17 protein-coding genes are annotated in these 15,150 nt (G+C 64.7%); 9 read left to right on the forward strand and 8 right to left on the reverse strand.

Annotation, left to right across the window (positions count from 1 at the left end):
* The first annotated feature begins 2 nt into the window (after nucleotides 1-2).
* Both CH306_RS15705 and CH306_RS15710 read left to right on the forward strand, forming a co-directional pair.
* The gene (locus tag CH306_RS15705) at nucleotides 3-1,145 is read left to right on the forward strand and encodes an ABC transporter substrate-binding protein (protein WP_256981177.1); all 1,143 of its coding nucleotides are present in this window, start codon (nucleotides 3-5) and stop codon (nucleotides 1,143-1,145) included.
* The gene (locus tag CH306_RS15710; RefSeq protein ID WP_094647075.1) at nucleotides 1,146-2,456 is read left to right on the forward strand and encodes an aspartate aminotransferase family protein; all 1,311 of its coding nucleotides are present in this window, start codon (nucleotides 1,146-1,148) and stop codon (nucleotides 2,454-2,456) included.
* Here the strand turns inward: CH306_RS15710 and CH306_RS15715 are convergent, their stop codons facing one another.
* The 3 genes from CH306_RS15715 to CH306_RS15725 form a co-directional block, all read right to left on the reverse strand.
* Entirely contained in the window at nucleotides 2,457-3,839 is a 1,383-nt protein-coding gene (locus tag CH306_RS15715; protein ID WP_094647076.1) for an FAD-binding oxidoreductase, read from the reverse strand.
* Between the two features lie 90 nt (nucleotides 3,840-3,929).
* Nucleotides 3,930-4,466 (reverse strand): DUF3558 domain-containing protein, encoded by a 537-nt coding sequence (locus CH306_RS15720; protein WP_094647077.1) that lies wholly within the window; start codon nucleotides 4,464-4,466, stop codon nucleotides 3,930-3,932.
* Nucleotides 4,467-4,470: 4 nt separating this feature from the next.
* The gene (locus CH306_RS15725) at nucleotides 4,471-4,986 is read right to left on the reverse strand and encodes a DUF3558 domain-containing protein (protein WP_094647078.1); all 516 of its coding nucleotides are present in this window, start codon (nucleotides 4,984-4,986) and stop codon (nucleotides 4,471-4,473) included.
* 191 nt (nucleotides 4,987-5,177) lie between these two features.
* On the opposite strand from CH306_RS15725, the gene CH306_RS15730 reads away from it, so the two are divergent.
* Complete coding sequence (locus CH306_RS15730) at nucleotides 5,178-5,489, forward strand: hypothetical protein (protein WP_032393481.1); 312 nt, start codon at nucleotides 5,178-5,180, stop codon at nucleotides 5,487-5,489.
* A 7-nt stretch (nucleotides 5,490-5,496) separates the two neighbouring features.
* On the opposite strand, the gene CH306_RS15735 is transcribed toward CH306_RS15730, so the two are convergent.
* Nucleotides 5,497-6,141, reverse strand: coding sequence for a Type 1 glutamine amidotransferase-like domain-containing protein (locus CH306_RS15735; protein WP_094647079.1), 645 nt, complete (start codon nucleotides 6,139-6,141; stop codon nucleotides 5,497-5,499).
* A complete protein-coding gene (locus CH306_RS15740) occupies nucleotides 6,138-6,578 on the reverse strand; it encodes an HIT family protein (protein WP_032393483.1) in 441 nt (146 codons plus the stop codon). Before CH306_RS15740 ends, CH306_RS15735 begins: the two co-directional genes overlap by 4 nt.
* Nucleotides 6,579-6,832: 254 nt before the next feature.
* Between CH306_RS15740 and CH306_RS15745 the strand changes: the two genes are divergently transcribed.
* From CH306_RS15745 to CH306_RS15755, 3 genes are read left to right on the forward strand one after another with little or no spacing between them, the layout of a single operon-like run.
* Entirely contained in the window at nucleotides 6,833-7,951 is a 1,119-nt protein-coding gene (locus CH306_RS15745; protein WP_045194417.1) for a Re/Si-specific NAD(P)(+) transhydrogenase subunit alpha, read from the forward strand.
* A complete protein-coding gene (locus CH306_RS15750) occupies nucleotides 7,951-8,274 on the forward strand; it encodes an NAD(P) transhydrogenase subunit alpha (protein WP_032393485.1) in 324 nt (107 codons plus the stop codon). Before CH306_RS15745 ends, CH306_RS15750 begins: the two co-directional genes overlap by 1 nt.
* A complete protein-coding gene (locus CH306_RS15755) occupies nucleotides 8,274-9,695 on the forward strand; it encodes an NAD(P)(+) transhydrogenase (Re/Si-specific) subunit beta (RefSeq protein WP_032393486.1) in 1,422 nt (473 codons plus the stop codon). Before CH306_RS15750 ends, CH306_RS15755 begins: the two co-directional genes overlap by 1 nt.
* A gap of 43 nt (nucleotides 9,696-9,738) precedes the next feature.
* Here CH306_RS15755 and CH306_RS15760 read toward each other — a convergent pair whose 3' ends face one another.
* Nucleotides 9,739-10,464, reverse strand: coding sequence for a hypothetical protein (locus CH306_RS15760; RefSeq protein WP_052683692.1), 726 nt, complete (start codon nucleotides 10,462-10,464; stop codon nucleotides 9,739-9,741).
* A 589-nt stretch (nucleotides 10,465-11,053) separates the two neighbouring features.
* Here CH306_RS15760 and CH306_RS15765 point away from each other — a divergent pair.
* On the forward strand, nucleotides 11,054-11,380 hold the full coding sequence (locus CH306_RS15765; protein ID WP_052049157.1) for a hypothetical protein: 327 nt from the start codon (nucleotides 11,054-11,056) through the stop codon (nucleotides 11,378-11,380).
* Between the two features lie 111 nt (nucleotides 11,381-11,491).
* Nucleotides 11,492-12,517 (forward strand): phosphotransferase family protein, encoded by a 1,026-nt coding sequence (locus CH306_RS15770; protein ID WP_094647080.1) that lies wholly within the window; start codon nucleotides 11,492-11,494, stop codon nucleotides 12,515-12,517.
* A gap of 4 nt (nucleotides 12,518-12,521) precedes the next feature.
* Here CH306_RS15770 and CH306_RS15775 read toward each other — a convergent pair whose 3' ends face one another.
* Together CH306_RS15775 and CH306_RS15780 are read right to left on the reverse strand one after the other, a co-directional pair.
* Nucleotides 12,522-12,995, reverse strand: a complete 474-nt coding sequence (locus tag CH306_RS15775) for an acyl-CoA thioesterase (RefSeq protein WP_094647081.1) — start codon at nucleotides 12,993-12,995, stop codon at nucleotides 12,522-12,524.
* 10 nt (nucleotides 12,996-13,005) lie between these two features.
* Nucleotides 13,006-14,223 carry a benzoate/H(+) symporter BenE family transporter gene (locus CH306_RS15780; protein ID WP_094647082.1) on the reverse strand — a complete coding sequence of 406 codons (1,218 nt, stop codon included), beginning with the start codon at nucleotides 14,221-14,223 and terminating at the stop codon, nucleotides 13,006-13,008.
* Nucleotides 14,224-14,402: 179 nt separating this feature from the next.
* On the opposite strand from CH306_RS15780, the gene CH306_RS15785 reads away from it, so the two are divergent.
* A complete protein-coding gene (locus CH306_RS15785; protein ID WP_032393533.1) occupies nucleotides 14,403-15,149 on the forward strand; it encodes a GntR family transcriptional regulator in 747 nt (248 codons plus the stop codon).
* Nucleotide 15,150: the final 1 nt, after the last annotated feature.

A 15,150-nucleotide genomic window follows, 5' to 3' on the forward strand; every position in this document is an offset into this window, starting at 1 on the left:
AGATGAACGTGAAGATCACCCGAACCCCCCGATCTCTTCTCGCCGCCGTGATGGCGCTTGCAGTGGTCGCCTCGGCGTGCAGTACCACCACGACAGACACCGACACCGGTGCCGACGGAGATACCACGATCAAGCTGCAATTGCAGTGGTTCAAGCAGGGCCAGTTCGCCGGCTACCTCGCCGCCGTCGATCAGGGTTTCTATGCCGAACAGGGGTTGGACGTCGAAATCCTGGACGGTGGAACGGATATCGTCCCGCAAACCGTGCTTGCCCAGGGGCAGGCCGACTACGCCATCGCGTGGGTACCGAAGGCGCTCGCATCCCGCGAGGCCGGAGCCGGCATCACCGACGTGGCTCAGATCTATCAGAAGTCGGGCACCCTGCAGGTCTCGTTCGAGGATCAGAACATCGCCTCACCCGCGGACCTCCGAGGCAAGACCGTCGGAAACTGGGGCTACGGAAACGAGTTCGAATTGTTCGCCGGAATGACGAAAGCGGGAGTGAGCCCGGCGGACGTGACGCTGGTGCAGCAGCAGTTCGACATGAACGGCCTGTTGTCCGGTGATATCGCTGCAGCCCAGGCGATGTCGTACAACGAGTACGCTCAGTTGCTCGAGACCGTGAACCCGGCAACCGGAGCTCTCTACACCGCAGACGATTTCACCACGCTGAACTGGAACGACGACGGCGTCGCGATGCTGCAGGACGCGATCTGGGCCAACACCGACAAGCTCTCGGACGAGGCCTACCAGGAGCAGACCGTCAAATTCCTGGCGGCATCGTTGAAGGGCTGGATCTTCTGCCGCGACAACGTCGAAACGTGCCGCGACATCACCGTCGCTGCAGGCTCCACACTCGGCGCGAGTCACCAGCTCTGGCAGGTCAACGAGGTCAACAAACTGATCTGGCCGTCCGCGGAGGGCATCGGCATGATCGACGAGGCGGCCTGGCAGCAGACCGTCGACATCGCCAAGAGCACCGAGAATGCCGAAGGATCGACGGTGCTGACCGCCGATCCCGATGCCGAGGCGTACACCAACGAGTACGTCACGCAGGCGCTCGATTTGTTGAAGGCCGACGGAGTGGACGTCACCGGAGAGTCGTACGCTCCGATGGAGGTCACACTGGAGGAAGGCGGCAAGTAGATGGATCACGTGTTCTACTCCTGGGCGGCGCAGGCCGAACTGAACCCGATCACCGTCGAGGGAGCGGAGGGGTCGTGGTTCTGGGACGACAAGGGCAACCGGTACCTCGACTTCTCGTCGCAGTTGGTCAACGTCAATCTCGGTCATCAACACCCCGACGTGGTCGCCGCCATCGTCGAACAGGCTCAGGTTCTGACGACCATCTCCCCGACCGTGGCCAACAACAAGCGCAGTGAACTCGCCACGTTGATCGCCGAACGTGCACCGGGTGATCTGAACCGAGTGTTCTTCACGACCGGTGGGGCGGAAGCCGTCGAGCATGCGGTGCGGTTGGCGCGACAGCACACCGGGCGTACGAAGATGCTTGCCGCGTATCGCTCGTACCACGGTGGAACCGGAGTTGCGATCGGTCTCACGGGCGAGCCGCGGCGATGGGGCACCGAGCCGACCAACGTCGACGTCGTACGTTTCTTCGGGCCGTACCCGTACCGCTCACCCTGGGGCACAACGACTCCCGAGGACGAGACGGCCGCAGCGCTGGCACACCTCGAGCAGGTCATCGTGCTCGAAGGTGCGCAGAACATCGCCGGACTGATCCTCGAATCTGTCATCGGCACCAACGGTGTGCTGATCCCGCCGCCCGGCTATCTGGCCGGCGTTCGAGCGCTGTGCGACAAGTACGGGATCGTCTACATCGCCGACGAGGTCATGGTCGGGTTCGGGCGCATCGGCGAATGGTTCGCCTGCCAGGCCTGGGATGTGACACCGGATCTCATCACGTTCGCCAAAGGCGTCAACTCCGGATACGTGCCCCTCGGCGGGGTCGTGATCTCGGAGAAGATCGCCTCGCAGTTCGACCACAAGCCGTACCCGGGCGGCTTGACCTACTCCGGTCACGTGCTCGGGTGCGCCGCGGGCGTGGCTTCCATCGGAGTGTTCGAGCGCGACAAGATCCTTCCTCACGTGCGTCACGTCGGCGAGGACGTACTCGGTGCGGGCCTGTCCAAGCTGGCCGAATCGCATCCGAGTGTGGGCGAGATACGCGGTAAGGGATTCTTCTGGGCCGTCGAACTGGTCAAGGACGGAACGACCCGAGAGCCACTGGTTGCCTTCGCCGCGTCGGGCAAGGACGCGGCGGCGATGGGCACGGTGACCGCCGCGGCGAAGTCACGTGGACTGTGGCCGTTCGTCGCAGGCAATCGCCTCCAGATCGCCCCTCCGCTGACGACGTCCGAGGACGAGATTCGTCAAGGACTGGAAATCCTCGACGAGGTGCTGACGGTGGCGGACGGATTCACCGTCGACGGGTGATCACAGCACGGCACCGGGGTTGAGGATGCCCGCCGGATCGAGAGCGGTCTTGATTCGGCGGGTCAGTTCCATGACGTCCTCACCGACCTGATCGGGCAGCCACGCCTTCTTGAGGCGACCGACACCGTGTTCGCCGGTGATGGTGCCGCCCAACGAGATTGCCAGATCCATGATCGCGCCGAATGCGATGTGGGCGCGACGTGTCATGTCGGCGTCCTCGGGGTCGAAAACGATCAGCGGGTGAGTGTTGCCGTCACCGGCGTGGGCGATGACCGCCACCAGCACGTCGTATTTCGTGGACAGCTCGGCGATTCCGTCGACGAGGGCCGGAAGTGCGGGCAGCGGAACCCCGACGTCCTCGAGGAGCAGGCTGCCGAGTCGCTCGACAGCGGGAATGGCGAACCGCCGCGCGGCAGCGAAGGCCTCGCCCTCGTCGGGGTCGTCGGTGGTGAACACATCCGAAGCACCGGCCTCGGTGCACGCGGCCGCCATGATCTCGATCTCGCGGCCTCGGTCGGCACCGGGGGAGTCGGACCGAGCAATGAGCATCGCCGCCGCCTCGCGATCGAGCCCCATGTTCATGGCATCTTCGACGGCACCGATGGAAGCTCGGTCCATGAACTCGAGCATCGACGGGCGCAGTGTCCGGGTGATGGCCAGAATTGCGGCGGTTGCGTCGTGCACCGACGCGAACGAGGCGACCACCGTACTGGCGGGAGGTTGCGCCGGAATCAATCGAAGAGTGATCTCGGTGATGATGCCCAGCGTTCCCTCGGAGCCGACGAACAGCTTCGCAAGGGACAGACCCGCAACGTCTTTCAGTCGTGGCCCGCCGAGCCGGACGGCGGTACCGTCGGCCAGGACGACCTCGAGACCGAGAACGTAATCGGTGGTGACGCCGTACTTCACACAGCACAGTCCGCCCGCGTTGGTGGCCGCATTGCCTCCGATGGAACACATCTCGAACGAGGACGGATCCGGTGGGTACCAGAGGCCGTGTTCGGCGACGGCCTTCTTGACCTCCGCGTTGAGCAGTCCGGGTTGTACGACGGCGATGCGGGTCACCGGATCGACGGTGATCTCTCGCATCAACTCGGTGGTGAGCACGATTCCGCCGTCCACGGCGGTGGCTCCGCCGGACAGACCCGATCCCGCGCCGCGTGGGACGACTGCCACGGCGTGCTCGGTGGCCCACCGCATCACGGCACGAACGTCCTCGGTGGACTGTGCGCGCACGACGGCCAGCGGGGTGCCCGCGTCGGGATCCTTCGCCCAGTCGCGTCGATAGCCCTCGGTGATGTCCGGGTCGGTGACCACCGAGCCGGGTGAAAGAAGGGATTCGAGCGCACTCAGGCGGGCATCTGCATCGGTCGTCACGGACATCTCGGTCTCCTCACGTCGAAAATGTGACCGTCGACACTCGAGTCTGTCACGGCGGAGCGTGGGGCGGAGGCGGGGTCGGGTGACGCGCGGTCACTGGTTGCGTCGAAGCGTCGATTCCGCGAGCTCGGTGGCGGCGGCGCACGGGTCGATCGGACTGGTGCCTCGGTATTGCACCCACCAGGTGATGACGCCTGAATACGCCGCGCTGATTCCGCACGACGACGGGTCGGCCGGTCGTCGTGACAGGAATGCCGTGGTGCCGGCAACAGGGACGTTCTCGGTCGCGTAGCCGAGCCGATCGGCCAGCTCTCGCTCGCGAGCGAGCGCATCGTCCTCGAACCAGGCGAAGGTCACGTCGATGAGCCCGGCGGCACCGATGCCCGTCCACATGCACACTGCACCGTAGAAGTACTGATCGACGAGGTCGGCACCCACTGTGTCGGCGATGGTGGGATCCGGGACGGCGATGCACTCCTCGAGCAGCTTGTCGAACTCTCCGCTGTCGGCCGATCGAGCAGGTACCGCCGTACCGGCCACGGTGGTGGTGCATCCCGTACCGACGGCCGCAGTGACGAGGACAGCGGCGAGGATGCGACGGTTGGACTCGGTGGAGGGGAACGTCCTCATGGGGCTACTTCGCCTTCGACATCGTGGTTCGTGCCAGATCCTCGACGACGTCGCAGGAATCGCGGGGCCCGTCGATCACGTAGTTGACGGACCAGTGCACGAAGCCGTCCCCGTTCTCGACCCCGGCCTCGCACGACGCTCCCGACGCCGCGGCGGTGAATCCCGGGTGACCGTCCACATCGATGCGCTCGATGGTGCGGCCGACGGCTTCGGCCACGGATCTCTCTCGGTCGATGGGGCTGCCGCGATACCAGGTGAACATCGCGTACGCGCCGGTCGCGGATTCCCATCGACACCGAACGGCGTTCTCGGACACCACCGTCAGGTCGGATACGGCCGTGAGTCTCTGCACTTCCGTGTTGTCCATCGACCCGCATTCGCCGACGAAGAGTTCTTCGGTGACGGGCTGTTCGGCCGTCTCGGGCGAATTCGGATCGGCCTCGGTTCCCGGCGTGTTCGAGCATCCCACCAGCCCGCACGCGATCGCTGCGATCGACGCTGCAACGGCTCGGGTGCCCACGAATGCGGACTTTACCCACCCTGTTCGAGGTGGGTGAGCCTTTTCCGGAAGCGAGTCACATCAGTAACACCAGCCTCAGGCGTTACCAGATCGATGCGTCGTCGACACGCAAATTTGTAGTTCGCCACGCTAGCGTCCAGCGCAGCGAATCTCGCACCCCATGTGGTGCGAGTCGACAAGGAGGCTGCACCATGATCGATCCCGGAAGTGACTCCTGGAACTACGTGGCCGCGATGTTCTCGTACGAATTCCTTGGGGGCGGAATCGAATACGACACCATCGAGCGCATTCACCGAGGCGAGGTCGACGAATGGGTTCAGGCGTTGACCCAGTCCGGATTGTTCGATCGAGCCACCATCGCGCAGATTGCCCACTCGTGGCATCAGGCCCCTCGGCAGTTGTTCGACATGCTGGTGCTCGACGCGGACGAAATGACCGCAAGGCGGTGCTCGCTGGCGTGGTCCTCGCTGGATCGACTCGCTCCACTTGCCCGCCTGGGCTGACCGACGGTCAACTACCGAGCACACGCGTCCCCGACGCGTCGACGACGATGGCCTGGTCGTCGGTCAACCCGTGACAGTCCATGCCGGCCCGGCGAAGGCGCTGCACCGTCACATGCCCCGAATTCTGCTCGTCGAGAACGGAATTCAGGTGCGGGACAATGGAGAAATCCACCAGACCCAACCCGGTCCACACCGGATCGACACCGGTGGCGTGCCGAACCTCGCCCGGGTCGTCCGCGTCCTCGACTCCGATCAACGACGGTGCGGCCACACAGGCACCCGCACTGTATCCGCCGTACGCGATCGATCCTCGCCGAACTCGGTCGGCCAGAACCTCGTCCGCACCCGAGCGGGCGAGCTGAGCGCGCAGGACGAAGGTGTTGCCCCCGCGCACCCACACCGCACCGAATCCTTCGAGCGCGCGCTCGAAGGCCGCGGGCCGACCCACGTACTCGCGCAGATCCAGCTCCGCCGGCCGATACCCGAGAGCGCGCAGCGGACCGAACTCACTGCGAAGCGAGGACTCGCGAGCGGCGGCGGGCCACGCGTCCGACGCGTTCGCGATCACCGCAAGATCGGACGGCGGCCCGGTCAGCTCGACGAAAGCAGCGGAGTGGCCCCCGAATCGATACGACGACAGGAACAGTCTCACGCCGTCGATTCGCCGTTCAGCCGGGCCAGCCCGACGCGAACGGCGTCCGCGACATGCTCGGGCTCACGCAGGCGGCGCGTCACGAACCCGGTAGCGAACCGCAGCCGGTCCCGATGCCAGCGAGGCACCACGTGCAAGTGCAGGTGGAAAACCGTCTGAAACGCGGCCTTGCCGTCGTTGATCACGAGGTTGGCTCCGTCGGCGCGCAGATCCGAGTGGCGCACCGCGCGCGCCAGCGTGTGACCGACGCGAAATACGTCGGCGGCCGCGTCCGGATGGGTCGAGTTCAGATCGGTGGCGTGCTCGCGCGGGACGACGAGCAGGTGTCCGCGACTGACCGGCCGGATGTCGAGAAAGGCCATCGCGTGGTCGTTCTCGAACACGCGGTGTGCGGGGGCGTCGCCGGCGACGATGGCACAGAAGATGCAAGATTCCACGGTTGTCACTGTAGGGTCCGATCATCACCGATAGACCTGTATGGCGTGCATCACAATTGCCCGCCCTGTAACTGCGGAATGCCGAACGGACTCGATTCAGAACGAATCGGACTGTGTTCCGAGTTACCCGTGGTCTGTTTCCTCTGGCTACTATCAGGGACCTTGTGCCTTTGTCGCATGGGTTCGTCCACTCGTCGCAAGCTCGGGGCCGTTGGCCGATCAGTGGACACCATTCAACGCAGGAAGACGGAGATTTGGATACATCGCAGAGCACTGAGAAGGGTTCGGGATCCACGACCGTGGTCGGTGTGGTTCGGGAATCGGGGGAGGGCGAACGTCGCGTCGCCCTGGTGCCCAAGATCGTTGCCTCCCTGACGGGTAAAGGCGTCGAGATCGTCGTCGAATCGGGTGCCGGTTTGGGCGCTCTGATTCCCGACGAGCTGTACGTCGCCGCCGGAGCGACCATCGGTGATCCATGGTCGGCGGACGTCGTGGTTAAGGTCGCGCCGCCGTCCGACGCCGAGATCGCCAAGCTGTCGTCGGGTTCGACACTCATCGGATTTCTGGCACCGCGCAACGCGGAGAACAGCATCGGGGCGTTGAAGGCGGCCGGAGTGCAGGCCTTCGCCGTCGAAGCGATCCCGCGGATCTCGCGGGCGCAGGTGATGGACGCACTGTCGTCTCAGGCCAATGTCGCCGGCTACAAGGCCGTCCTGCTGGCCGCGTCCGAGTCCACCCGATTTTTCCCGATGCTCACCACTGCCGCGGGCACCGTCAAGCCCGCCACCGTGCTGGTGCTGGGTGTGGGCGTGGCAGGTCTGCAGGCGCTTGCCACCGCGAAGCGTCTCGGCGGCCGGCCCACCGGGTACGACGTGCGCCCGGAGGTGGCGGACCAGGTTCGCTCCGTCGGGGCGCAGTGGCTCGATCTCGGGATCGACGCCGCAGGTGAGGGCGGGTACGCGCGTGAGCTGACCGAGGACGAGCGGGTGCAACAGCAGAAGGCTCTCGAGGAGGCCATCAAGGGATTCGACGTGGTCATCACCACCGCGTTGGTGCCCGGACGCCCCGCCCCGCGACTGGTCACGGCCGCAGCCGTCGAGGGCATGAAGCCCGGCAGCGTCGTGGTCGACCTCGCCGGTGAGACCGGCGGCAACTGTGAACTCACCGAGCCCGGAGAGACCGTCGTCAAGCACGACGTGACCATCTGCTCGCCGTTGAACCTGCCTGCCTCGATGCCCGAGCACGCCAGCGAGCTGTACTCGAAGAACATCTCGGCATTGCTCGAACTCATGCTGGTCGACGGCAAGCTCGCCCCCGACTTCTCGGACGAGGTTCTCGCCGGTGCCTGCGTGACACGTGAGAAGGAGAACTGATGTACACCCCGCTGCTCGCGAACATCGCGATCCTGGTGTTGTCCGGGTTCGTCGGCTTCGCGGTGATCTCCAAGGTGCCCAACACCTTGCACACCCCGTTGATGTCGGGCACCAATGCCATCCACGGCATCGTCGTGCTCGGCGCGTTGGTCGTCCTGGGCAAGGTGGACGATCCGTCCATCGGATTGCAGGTGATCCTGTTCGTGGCGCTGGTCTTCGGAACGGTCAACGTGATCGGTGGATTCGTCGTCACCGACCGCATGCTCGGCATGTTCAAGTCCAAGCCTGTCCCTGCCAAGGCCGAGAAGGGCGCTGACTCCTGATGGACAATCTCGTCAACATCCTCTACATCGTCGCGTTCGCGATGTTCATCTACGGTCTGATGGGTCTGACGGGCCCGAAGACCGCTGTCCGCGGCAATCAGATCGCAGCCGTCGGCATGTTCATCGCAGTGGTGGCGACCCTCATCTCCATCCGAGACACCGGCAACTGGATTCTCATCGTCGTCGGCCTGGTCGTCGGCGTCGCTCTCGGTATCCCTCCCGCACGTCGGGTCAAGATGACGGCAATGCCGCAGTTGGTGGCTCTGTTCAACGGCGTCGGCGGTGGAACGGTTGCACTGATCGCCTGGGCCGAGTTCCTCGACACATCGGGATTCTCGAACTTCAAGCACGGTGAATCGCCGACGGTCCACATCGTCATCGGGTCGCTGTTCGCGGCGATCATCGGGTCGATCTCGTTCTGGGGATCGCTGATCGCGTTCCTCAAGCTGCAGGAGACCCTGCCCGGTTCGCCCATCACCATCGGCAAGTTGCAGCAGCCGCTCAACGCTCTGCTGCTGATCGGTGCCGTGGCGGCTGCGGTGGTCATCGGAATCAACGCCACTCCGGGCGGCGGGGTGTCGCAGTGGTGGATCGTCGCGGTTCTCGTACTCGCCGGAATTCTGGGTCTGACAGTCGTGCTGCCCATCGGCGGCGCGGACATGCCGGTCGTCATTTCGTTGCTCAACGCTCTGACCGGTCTGTCCGCTGCGGCGGCAGGTCTGGCGCTCAACAACACAGCGATGATCGTCGCAGGCATGATCGTCGGCGCGTCCGGCACGATTCTGACCAACCTCATGGCCAAGGCCATGAACCGTTCCATCCCGGCGATCGTCGCCGGCGGATTCGGTGGCGGCGACGCGGCTGCCGGGCCTGCGGGTGCAGGCGGCGGAACCGCGAAGGCCACGTCCGCGGCGGATGCGGCGATCCAGATGGCCTACGCCAACCAGGTCATCGTCGTACCCGGATACGGACTCGCGGTTGCGCAGGCGCAGCATGCGGTCAAGGACATGGCCAAGCTACTGGAGTCGAAGGGCGTCGAGGTCAAGTACGCCATTCACCCCGTGGCCGGTCGCATGCCCGGGCACATGAACGTGCTGCTCGCCGAGGCCGATGTCGCGTACGACGCGATGAAGGAAATGGACGACATCAACGACGAATTCTCCCGTACCGACGTCACGTTGGTCATCGGTGCGAACGACGTGACCAACCCGGCGGCGCGCAACGATCCGTCGAGCCCGATTCACGGGATGCCGATCCTGAACGTCGATCAGTCGAAGTCGGTCATCGTTCTGAAGCGGTCGATGTCGTCCGGGTTCGCCGGCATCGAGAACCCGTTGTTCTTCGCCGAGGGCACCTCGATGCTGTTCGGTGACGCGAAGAAATCGGTGTCCGAGGTGACCGAGGAGCTCAAGGCCCTCTAGTCACGAGCAGTCAGCAGTCAGATGGGGCGCTTCCGGTTGTTCGTCAACGGGAGCGCCCCATTTTGCGTTGAACGGCCAGAGCGGCCGTGTCGAGCGGGTTGCGAGCTTCGCGGGCAGCTGCGACGGGCGAGTAGAGCATGACGATCGAGCACGCCGGCCACCACACGAACACGATCGACGCTGCGCTCACGATCCCGGTCACGGACGCGGAACCGACGAAAAGAGCAGCCGCCGCGACCGCGAGCGTTGCGACGGTGCCCAGGCCGAGGACCACGGGCCGCCACGCTGCGGACGCCACCATGGACGCTGCTCCGAGTAGAGAGGCCACCGCGACGAGTTGACCGTTCGGAAGATCTGCCGACGGCATCGACGCTCCCAGGACCTCGCGAGCGAGCGCACTGCTGACGACGGCACCGATGGTGCAGGCGATCACCACCCCGATCCCGAACGGCAGCTTTCGTATCAGCGCCACGACGGCGAGCGCGGCGACGGCGATCAACACCGCGGTCACATCGATCGCATCGAGTACGTGAGTGGCCAGTGCCGTGGCAGGGGTCGATTCGACGGACGTCGAGGGTGCGACCTGCGGTGCCCACATCAGGATCATCAGCAGCAGGACGGCAGAGGCAGCGGACACGGCCGAGCGAGCGACCACGGCGCGCCGCCGCGGACGGGTGGGGGCACTGGACGACACCGCTGGCGTCTCGGCGTCGGTTTCGGCGTGACGGGACGCTTGGATCGGTCCGGAACCGAGGCTCGGTGTTGGCATGCGGCCACGGTGCCCGACTCAGCTGAACATCGGATGTGAGGAAGTTGGGAACGAGCTGATTGTTTTCGTAATAACGTTTCGATCACGCAGCGGCCTGAGGGGTTTCGAAAAGTGAGCGGCAGGATGCTCACTTCGTCAAATTCTGCATGTCGGCAAATCGGCCACAAGTCGGGGAAAGAGATCGAAAACTGGCCCGATACAGAACTGCGTGCCTTCTTGCAGCTCGTGTAGCGGAGGCATGCTGAGTTCGAGTTGCTGCAGTCGGACGTCGGTCCGAATGGTGCGAATGCCCTCCGACCTGGCGTTTTGTGGATAACTTGTTTCCTGTCACAGCATTTCGTAAACCAAACTATGACTTCGTTGCAAGACGTTGATTGGATGGGTCCAAGTGTGTGACGATAGTCACAGAGTCCAGTTCACCCTGGGCGAGACCGACCAAAAGGGCGTAGTTTCAGCCGAATCGGAAACCCGCAATCGACCGTTACAGCCAAATCGATAACGATCTGGAAACGGACCGTGGTACCCGTCACAACCCGTTGGAATCGGGTATTCGACACCTACGGACGCCGACAACTCGAGGGAGAAGAACATGACCGCAATGTCTCAGGGACAGCTCGCTATGGTCCGCGCGTTCTTTTGCAACGAGTTCCAAGCGGACTCGCTCGACCGATCGACCGTGCCCGATCCCACGGCCGACGCCGTCGCCGAATGGATCGACGCTCTGGCAACCAGCGGACTGTTCGCACCTGCCGAAGTGCGGAACATCTCCTCCGTCTGGGCCTCCGAGCCGGAGACGATGGTTGCCCTGTTGGTCGGTGAAGTGGACGAAATTGCCGTCAAGCGCAACGAGGTAGCCGCTCCGGCTCCGGCGATCGCGACTCCAGCGCTGATCTCCGCGTTCGAGCGCGCAAGTTGATCGGCCCCGCTCGGTGCCTCGGCACCCGAGCGGGTTCAGCTTCGCTACTATCGGTCGAATTCCGATGACGGCAGTCGACAACGGTGTCGCGCGGCGAAGTGAGGGTTCTGTATGGGTGCGGTGGGACTGGACGAAGACGCGGTATCGACCTGGATCGCAGGATTGGGAATCGGCGCAACCTCGCCTCTCACCTTCCATCGGATCGGTAATGGTCAGTCCAATCTCACCTACGCAGTTCGTGATGCCGGCGGCAGTAGCTGGGTGCTTCGGCGTCCACCACTGGGGAAACTGTTGGCGTCCGCACACGATGTGGTGCGTGAGCATCGAATTCTGTCGGGCCTGCAGAACACGGCGGTTCCGGTTCCGAAAATGATTGCGATGACCGAGGATTCGTCGGTGTCCGAGGTCCCACTCGTGCTGATGAGTTTCGTCGACGGGATCGTCGTCGACTCGGTGGCGGTAGCCGAAGGACTCGACCCCGATCACAGGCGCCGAGTTGGGCTCGGCCTCACGGTCGCGCTGTCCGACATCCATCGCGTGGATCTGGACTCCTCGGGTCTGGCCGATCTGGCCAGTCACAAGCCGTACGCCGCTCGCCAGCTCGCCCGGTGGACCAAGCAATGGCAATCCTCGCGCACTCGCGACGTACCCGGTATCGATTCGCTGGCAACGCGATTGGCAGCCGGCATTCCATCGCAGCACGAGGTGACTCTGGTGCACGGAGACTTCCACCTCAGCAACGTCATCACGGCCCGCGACGACGGCCGTGTCGCCGCGGTTGTCGACTGGGAGCTGTGCACACTCGGAGACCCCTTGGCGGACCTCGGAGGACTTCTGGCCTATTGGCCGCAAGCCGACGACGGGGTCGCCGGTCCCTTCATGGCGTCGACTCTGCCGGGCTTTCCTACTCGGGCCGAACTCGTCGAGTCGTATGCGGGGCACACCGGCCGCGACGTCTCCGATGTCGGATTCTGGCAGGTACTGGCGCTGTGGAAGCTCTCGATCATCGCCGAAGGTGTCATGCGCCGGATGGAAGCAGACTCGCGAAACCGGGCGGTGGCAGGCGGGCCGACCACGACGCTCATCGACGACATCGTCAGCAGGGCTCTGCGTACGGCCGACGAGATCGGGCTGTAGTCGGTCAGGCCGACGCCTTCCCGATCACCAAAGTGCGAGCTGCAGTCTCGATTTCGGGCGGAATCGCCACCGGCCTACGGGTGACCCCATCGACGTACACGTGTACGAATCGACCCCTGGCCGCCAGCTCCAACGCATCGTCGTCGGCTTCGCGGAACAACCCGAGCGAGTACACGATGCTGCGGGTGCCCAGCTTCTCGACGGCCAGGCCCACCTGAAGGCGATCCGGAAAGCTCAACTCGGACAGGTATCGGCACGAGGTTTCGGCAACGACACCGATCGCAGGCAGTGTCCTGATATCGAGACCGGTCGTCTCCATCAGCCAACCGTTGACGGCGGTGTCGAAATAGGCGTAGTAGGTGACGTTGTTGACGTGGCCGTAGTGGTCGTTGTCGTCCCATCTCGTCGTCACCGGCCACAGTGCCGGAAAATCCGATGCGTGCGACAAGTCCGACGCGGGGCTCACTCGATCGGTCATGAACGTGACCCTAACCAGTGGCGTCGGTAGCGGGCGTCGCCGGGGATTGCCGATGCAGGATCGCTCGGACCATCAGACCGACGACCAAGGCCCAGAATGCGGAGCCGATCCCTGCGAATGTCAGGCCGGACGCAGCGACGAGGAATGTCAGAACCGTTGCTTCTCTGTCCGCTACATGTTCCAGCGCGCCGAACAACGACGCCGCGAGGGTCCCCAACAGGGCAAGCCCGGCAACTGTTTCCACCACACCTGCGGGAGCGGCAGCGACCAGGGTGGCCAGGGCGGTGGAGAGAAGCGCCAGCACCAGGTAGGACGATCCGGCCGAGAAGGCGGCGATCCATCGCCGCTTCGGGTCCGGATGGGCACTGGGATTCGCCGACAGCGCAGCGCTGATCGCGGCGAGGTTGATCGTGTGACCGCCGGCGAATGCGCCCAGGACGGTTCCGGTTCCGGTGACGGTCATCGACGCACGCCAGGGAATGCGGAACCCGAACGACGCCATGACCGTGACGCCGGGGATGTTCTGGGACGCCATCGTGACGATGTACAGCGGCACCGCGATACCTATTGTGGCCTGCCAGCTCCAGTGCGGAACCGTCCAGTCGATTCGGGGGACCAGATCGTTCGGCGCGATCGGAATGCCGCCGCCGACCAGACCGGCCGCGATCACCACCGCCGCCGCGGCGAATGCTGCCGGAACTGCCCAACGTGCACTGAACCGCAGGACCACGAGCCAGACCAGGACCACCGGAGCCACCTGGGCGGGGGAGTCGGCGAAGGCGACCACCGGTGCCGCGCAGAGAGGAAGGAGAACTCCGGCCAGCATCGCCTGCGCGAGTGGCACCGGAATTGTCGACACGAGTGCGCCGAGTCTCGGCCACAGGCCCGTCAGGACGATCAGTACTCCGACGGTGACGAACGCACCCACCGCCGCGGGCCACCCTCCGACCACCATGCCGGTTCCGGCGAGCAGCGCCGCGCCCGGTGTCGACCACGCCAGAGTGATGGGCTGTCTGTATCTGCGCGCGAGCCACATCATTCCCACGGCCTGGGTGACGCACAGAGCCAGCAAACCGGAGGCCGCCTCGGTCGGGCTGGCACCTACCGCCCGCAGGCCCGTCAGTACAACGGCGAACGAGCTGGTGAAGCCGACCAGTGAGGCCACGATTCCAGCGCTGACGGGGGTGGAGAGTGGCGTCGGTCTGTCGGCAGCGTCGGCGGTGGTCACGACTGACGATGATGCACTGTGGGCCGTCGCCTGTCGCGTCGTTTCCCGTCGAGCCGAGTCGCCACCAGGGGTCGGTGGTCGAATGCTGTCGGGGCACCGTCGATGTGACGTAGTCTCTTGGTTGGACCGGACCAGTCCGTACCGCTGGTTCGGCGAGTGACGGAAAGGCCTGCGCAGTGGTGATGCCCGTACATCTGAGGGACAGTCAGGTCCCCAAGCACGAACAGCTTCGCGCAATTCTGTTGCACCGTTGCACGAAGGAATTGCAACCCGGCGATCTCATGCCCAGCGAGCGAAAGCTGATGGAGGACTACGGCGTCAGCCGCATCACCGTTCGCGAGGCCATCGGTCAACTCGTCAACGACGGACACCTGGTGCGGGTCCGTGGCAAGGGCACGTTCGTGGCCAGTCGCACCGTGCAGTCTCGTTTGCACCTGGCGTCGTTCTCGGAGGAGATGCGGGCGCAAGGATTGACGCCGACGACGGTGGTGCTGTTCGCGCGGCTCGAAAGCCCCTCGGCGGCAACGACTCGCGCTCTCGGACTGGCCGACGAGGAACAGACCTACCACGTCAAGCGTCTTCGGTTGGCCGATGCCGAACCGGTCAGCGTCGACGACGCGTGGTACCGGGCTTCCTTGCTCCCCGGCCTGATCGAACACGACCTGAGCAAGTCCGTGTACGAGGCCGTCCAGATTCACTACGGGTTGACCATCGACCGGGCCGAGCAGACCGTCAAAGCCACTGCGGCCGACAGTGATACCGCCACCCTGCTCGGCACCAAGCGCGGTGCCCCCGTGCTGTACTTCGACCGTGTCTCCTTCAGCGGCGACGAGCCGCTCGAACACACCGAGAGTTGGTACCGCTGCGATCGGTATCAACTGTCGATGGAAGTCGAAGGCGGGCGACGCACCTCGCAGCGTCGGTGAG

This window comes from Rhodococcus sp. 15-725-2-2b (assembly GCF_002259075.1).
Lineage (GTDB): Bacteria > Actinomycetota > Actinomycetes > Mycobacteriales > Mycobacteriaceae > Rhodococcoides.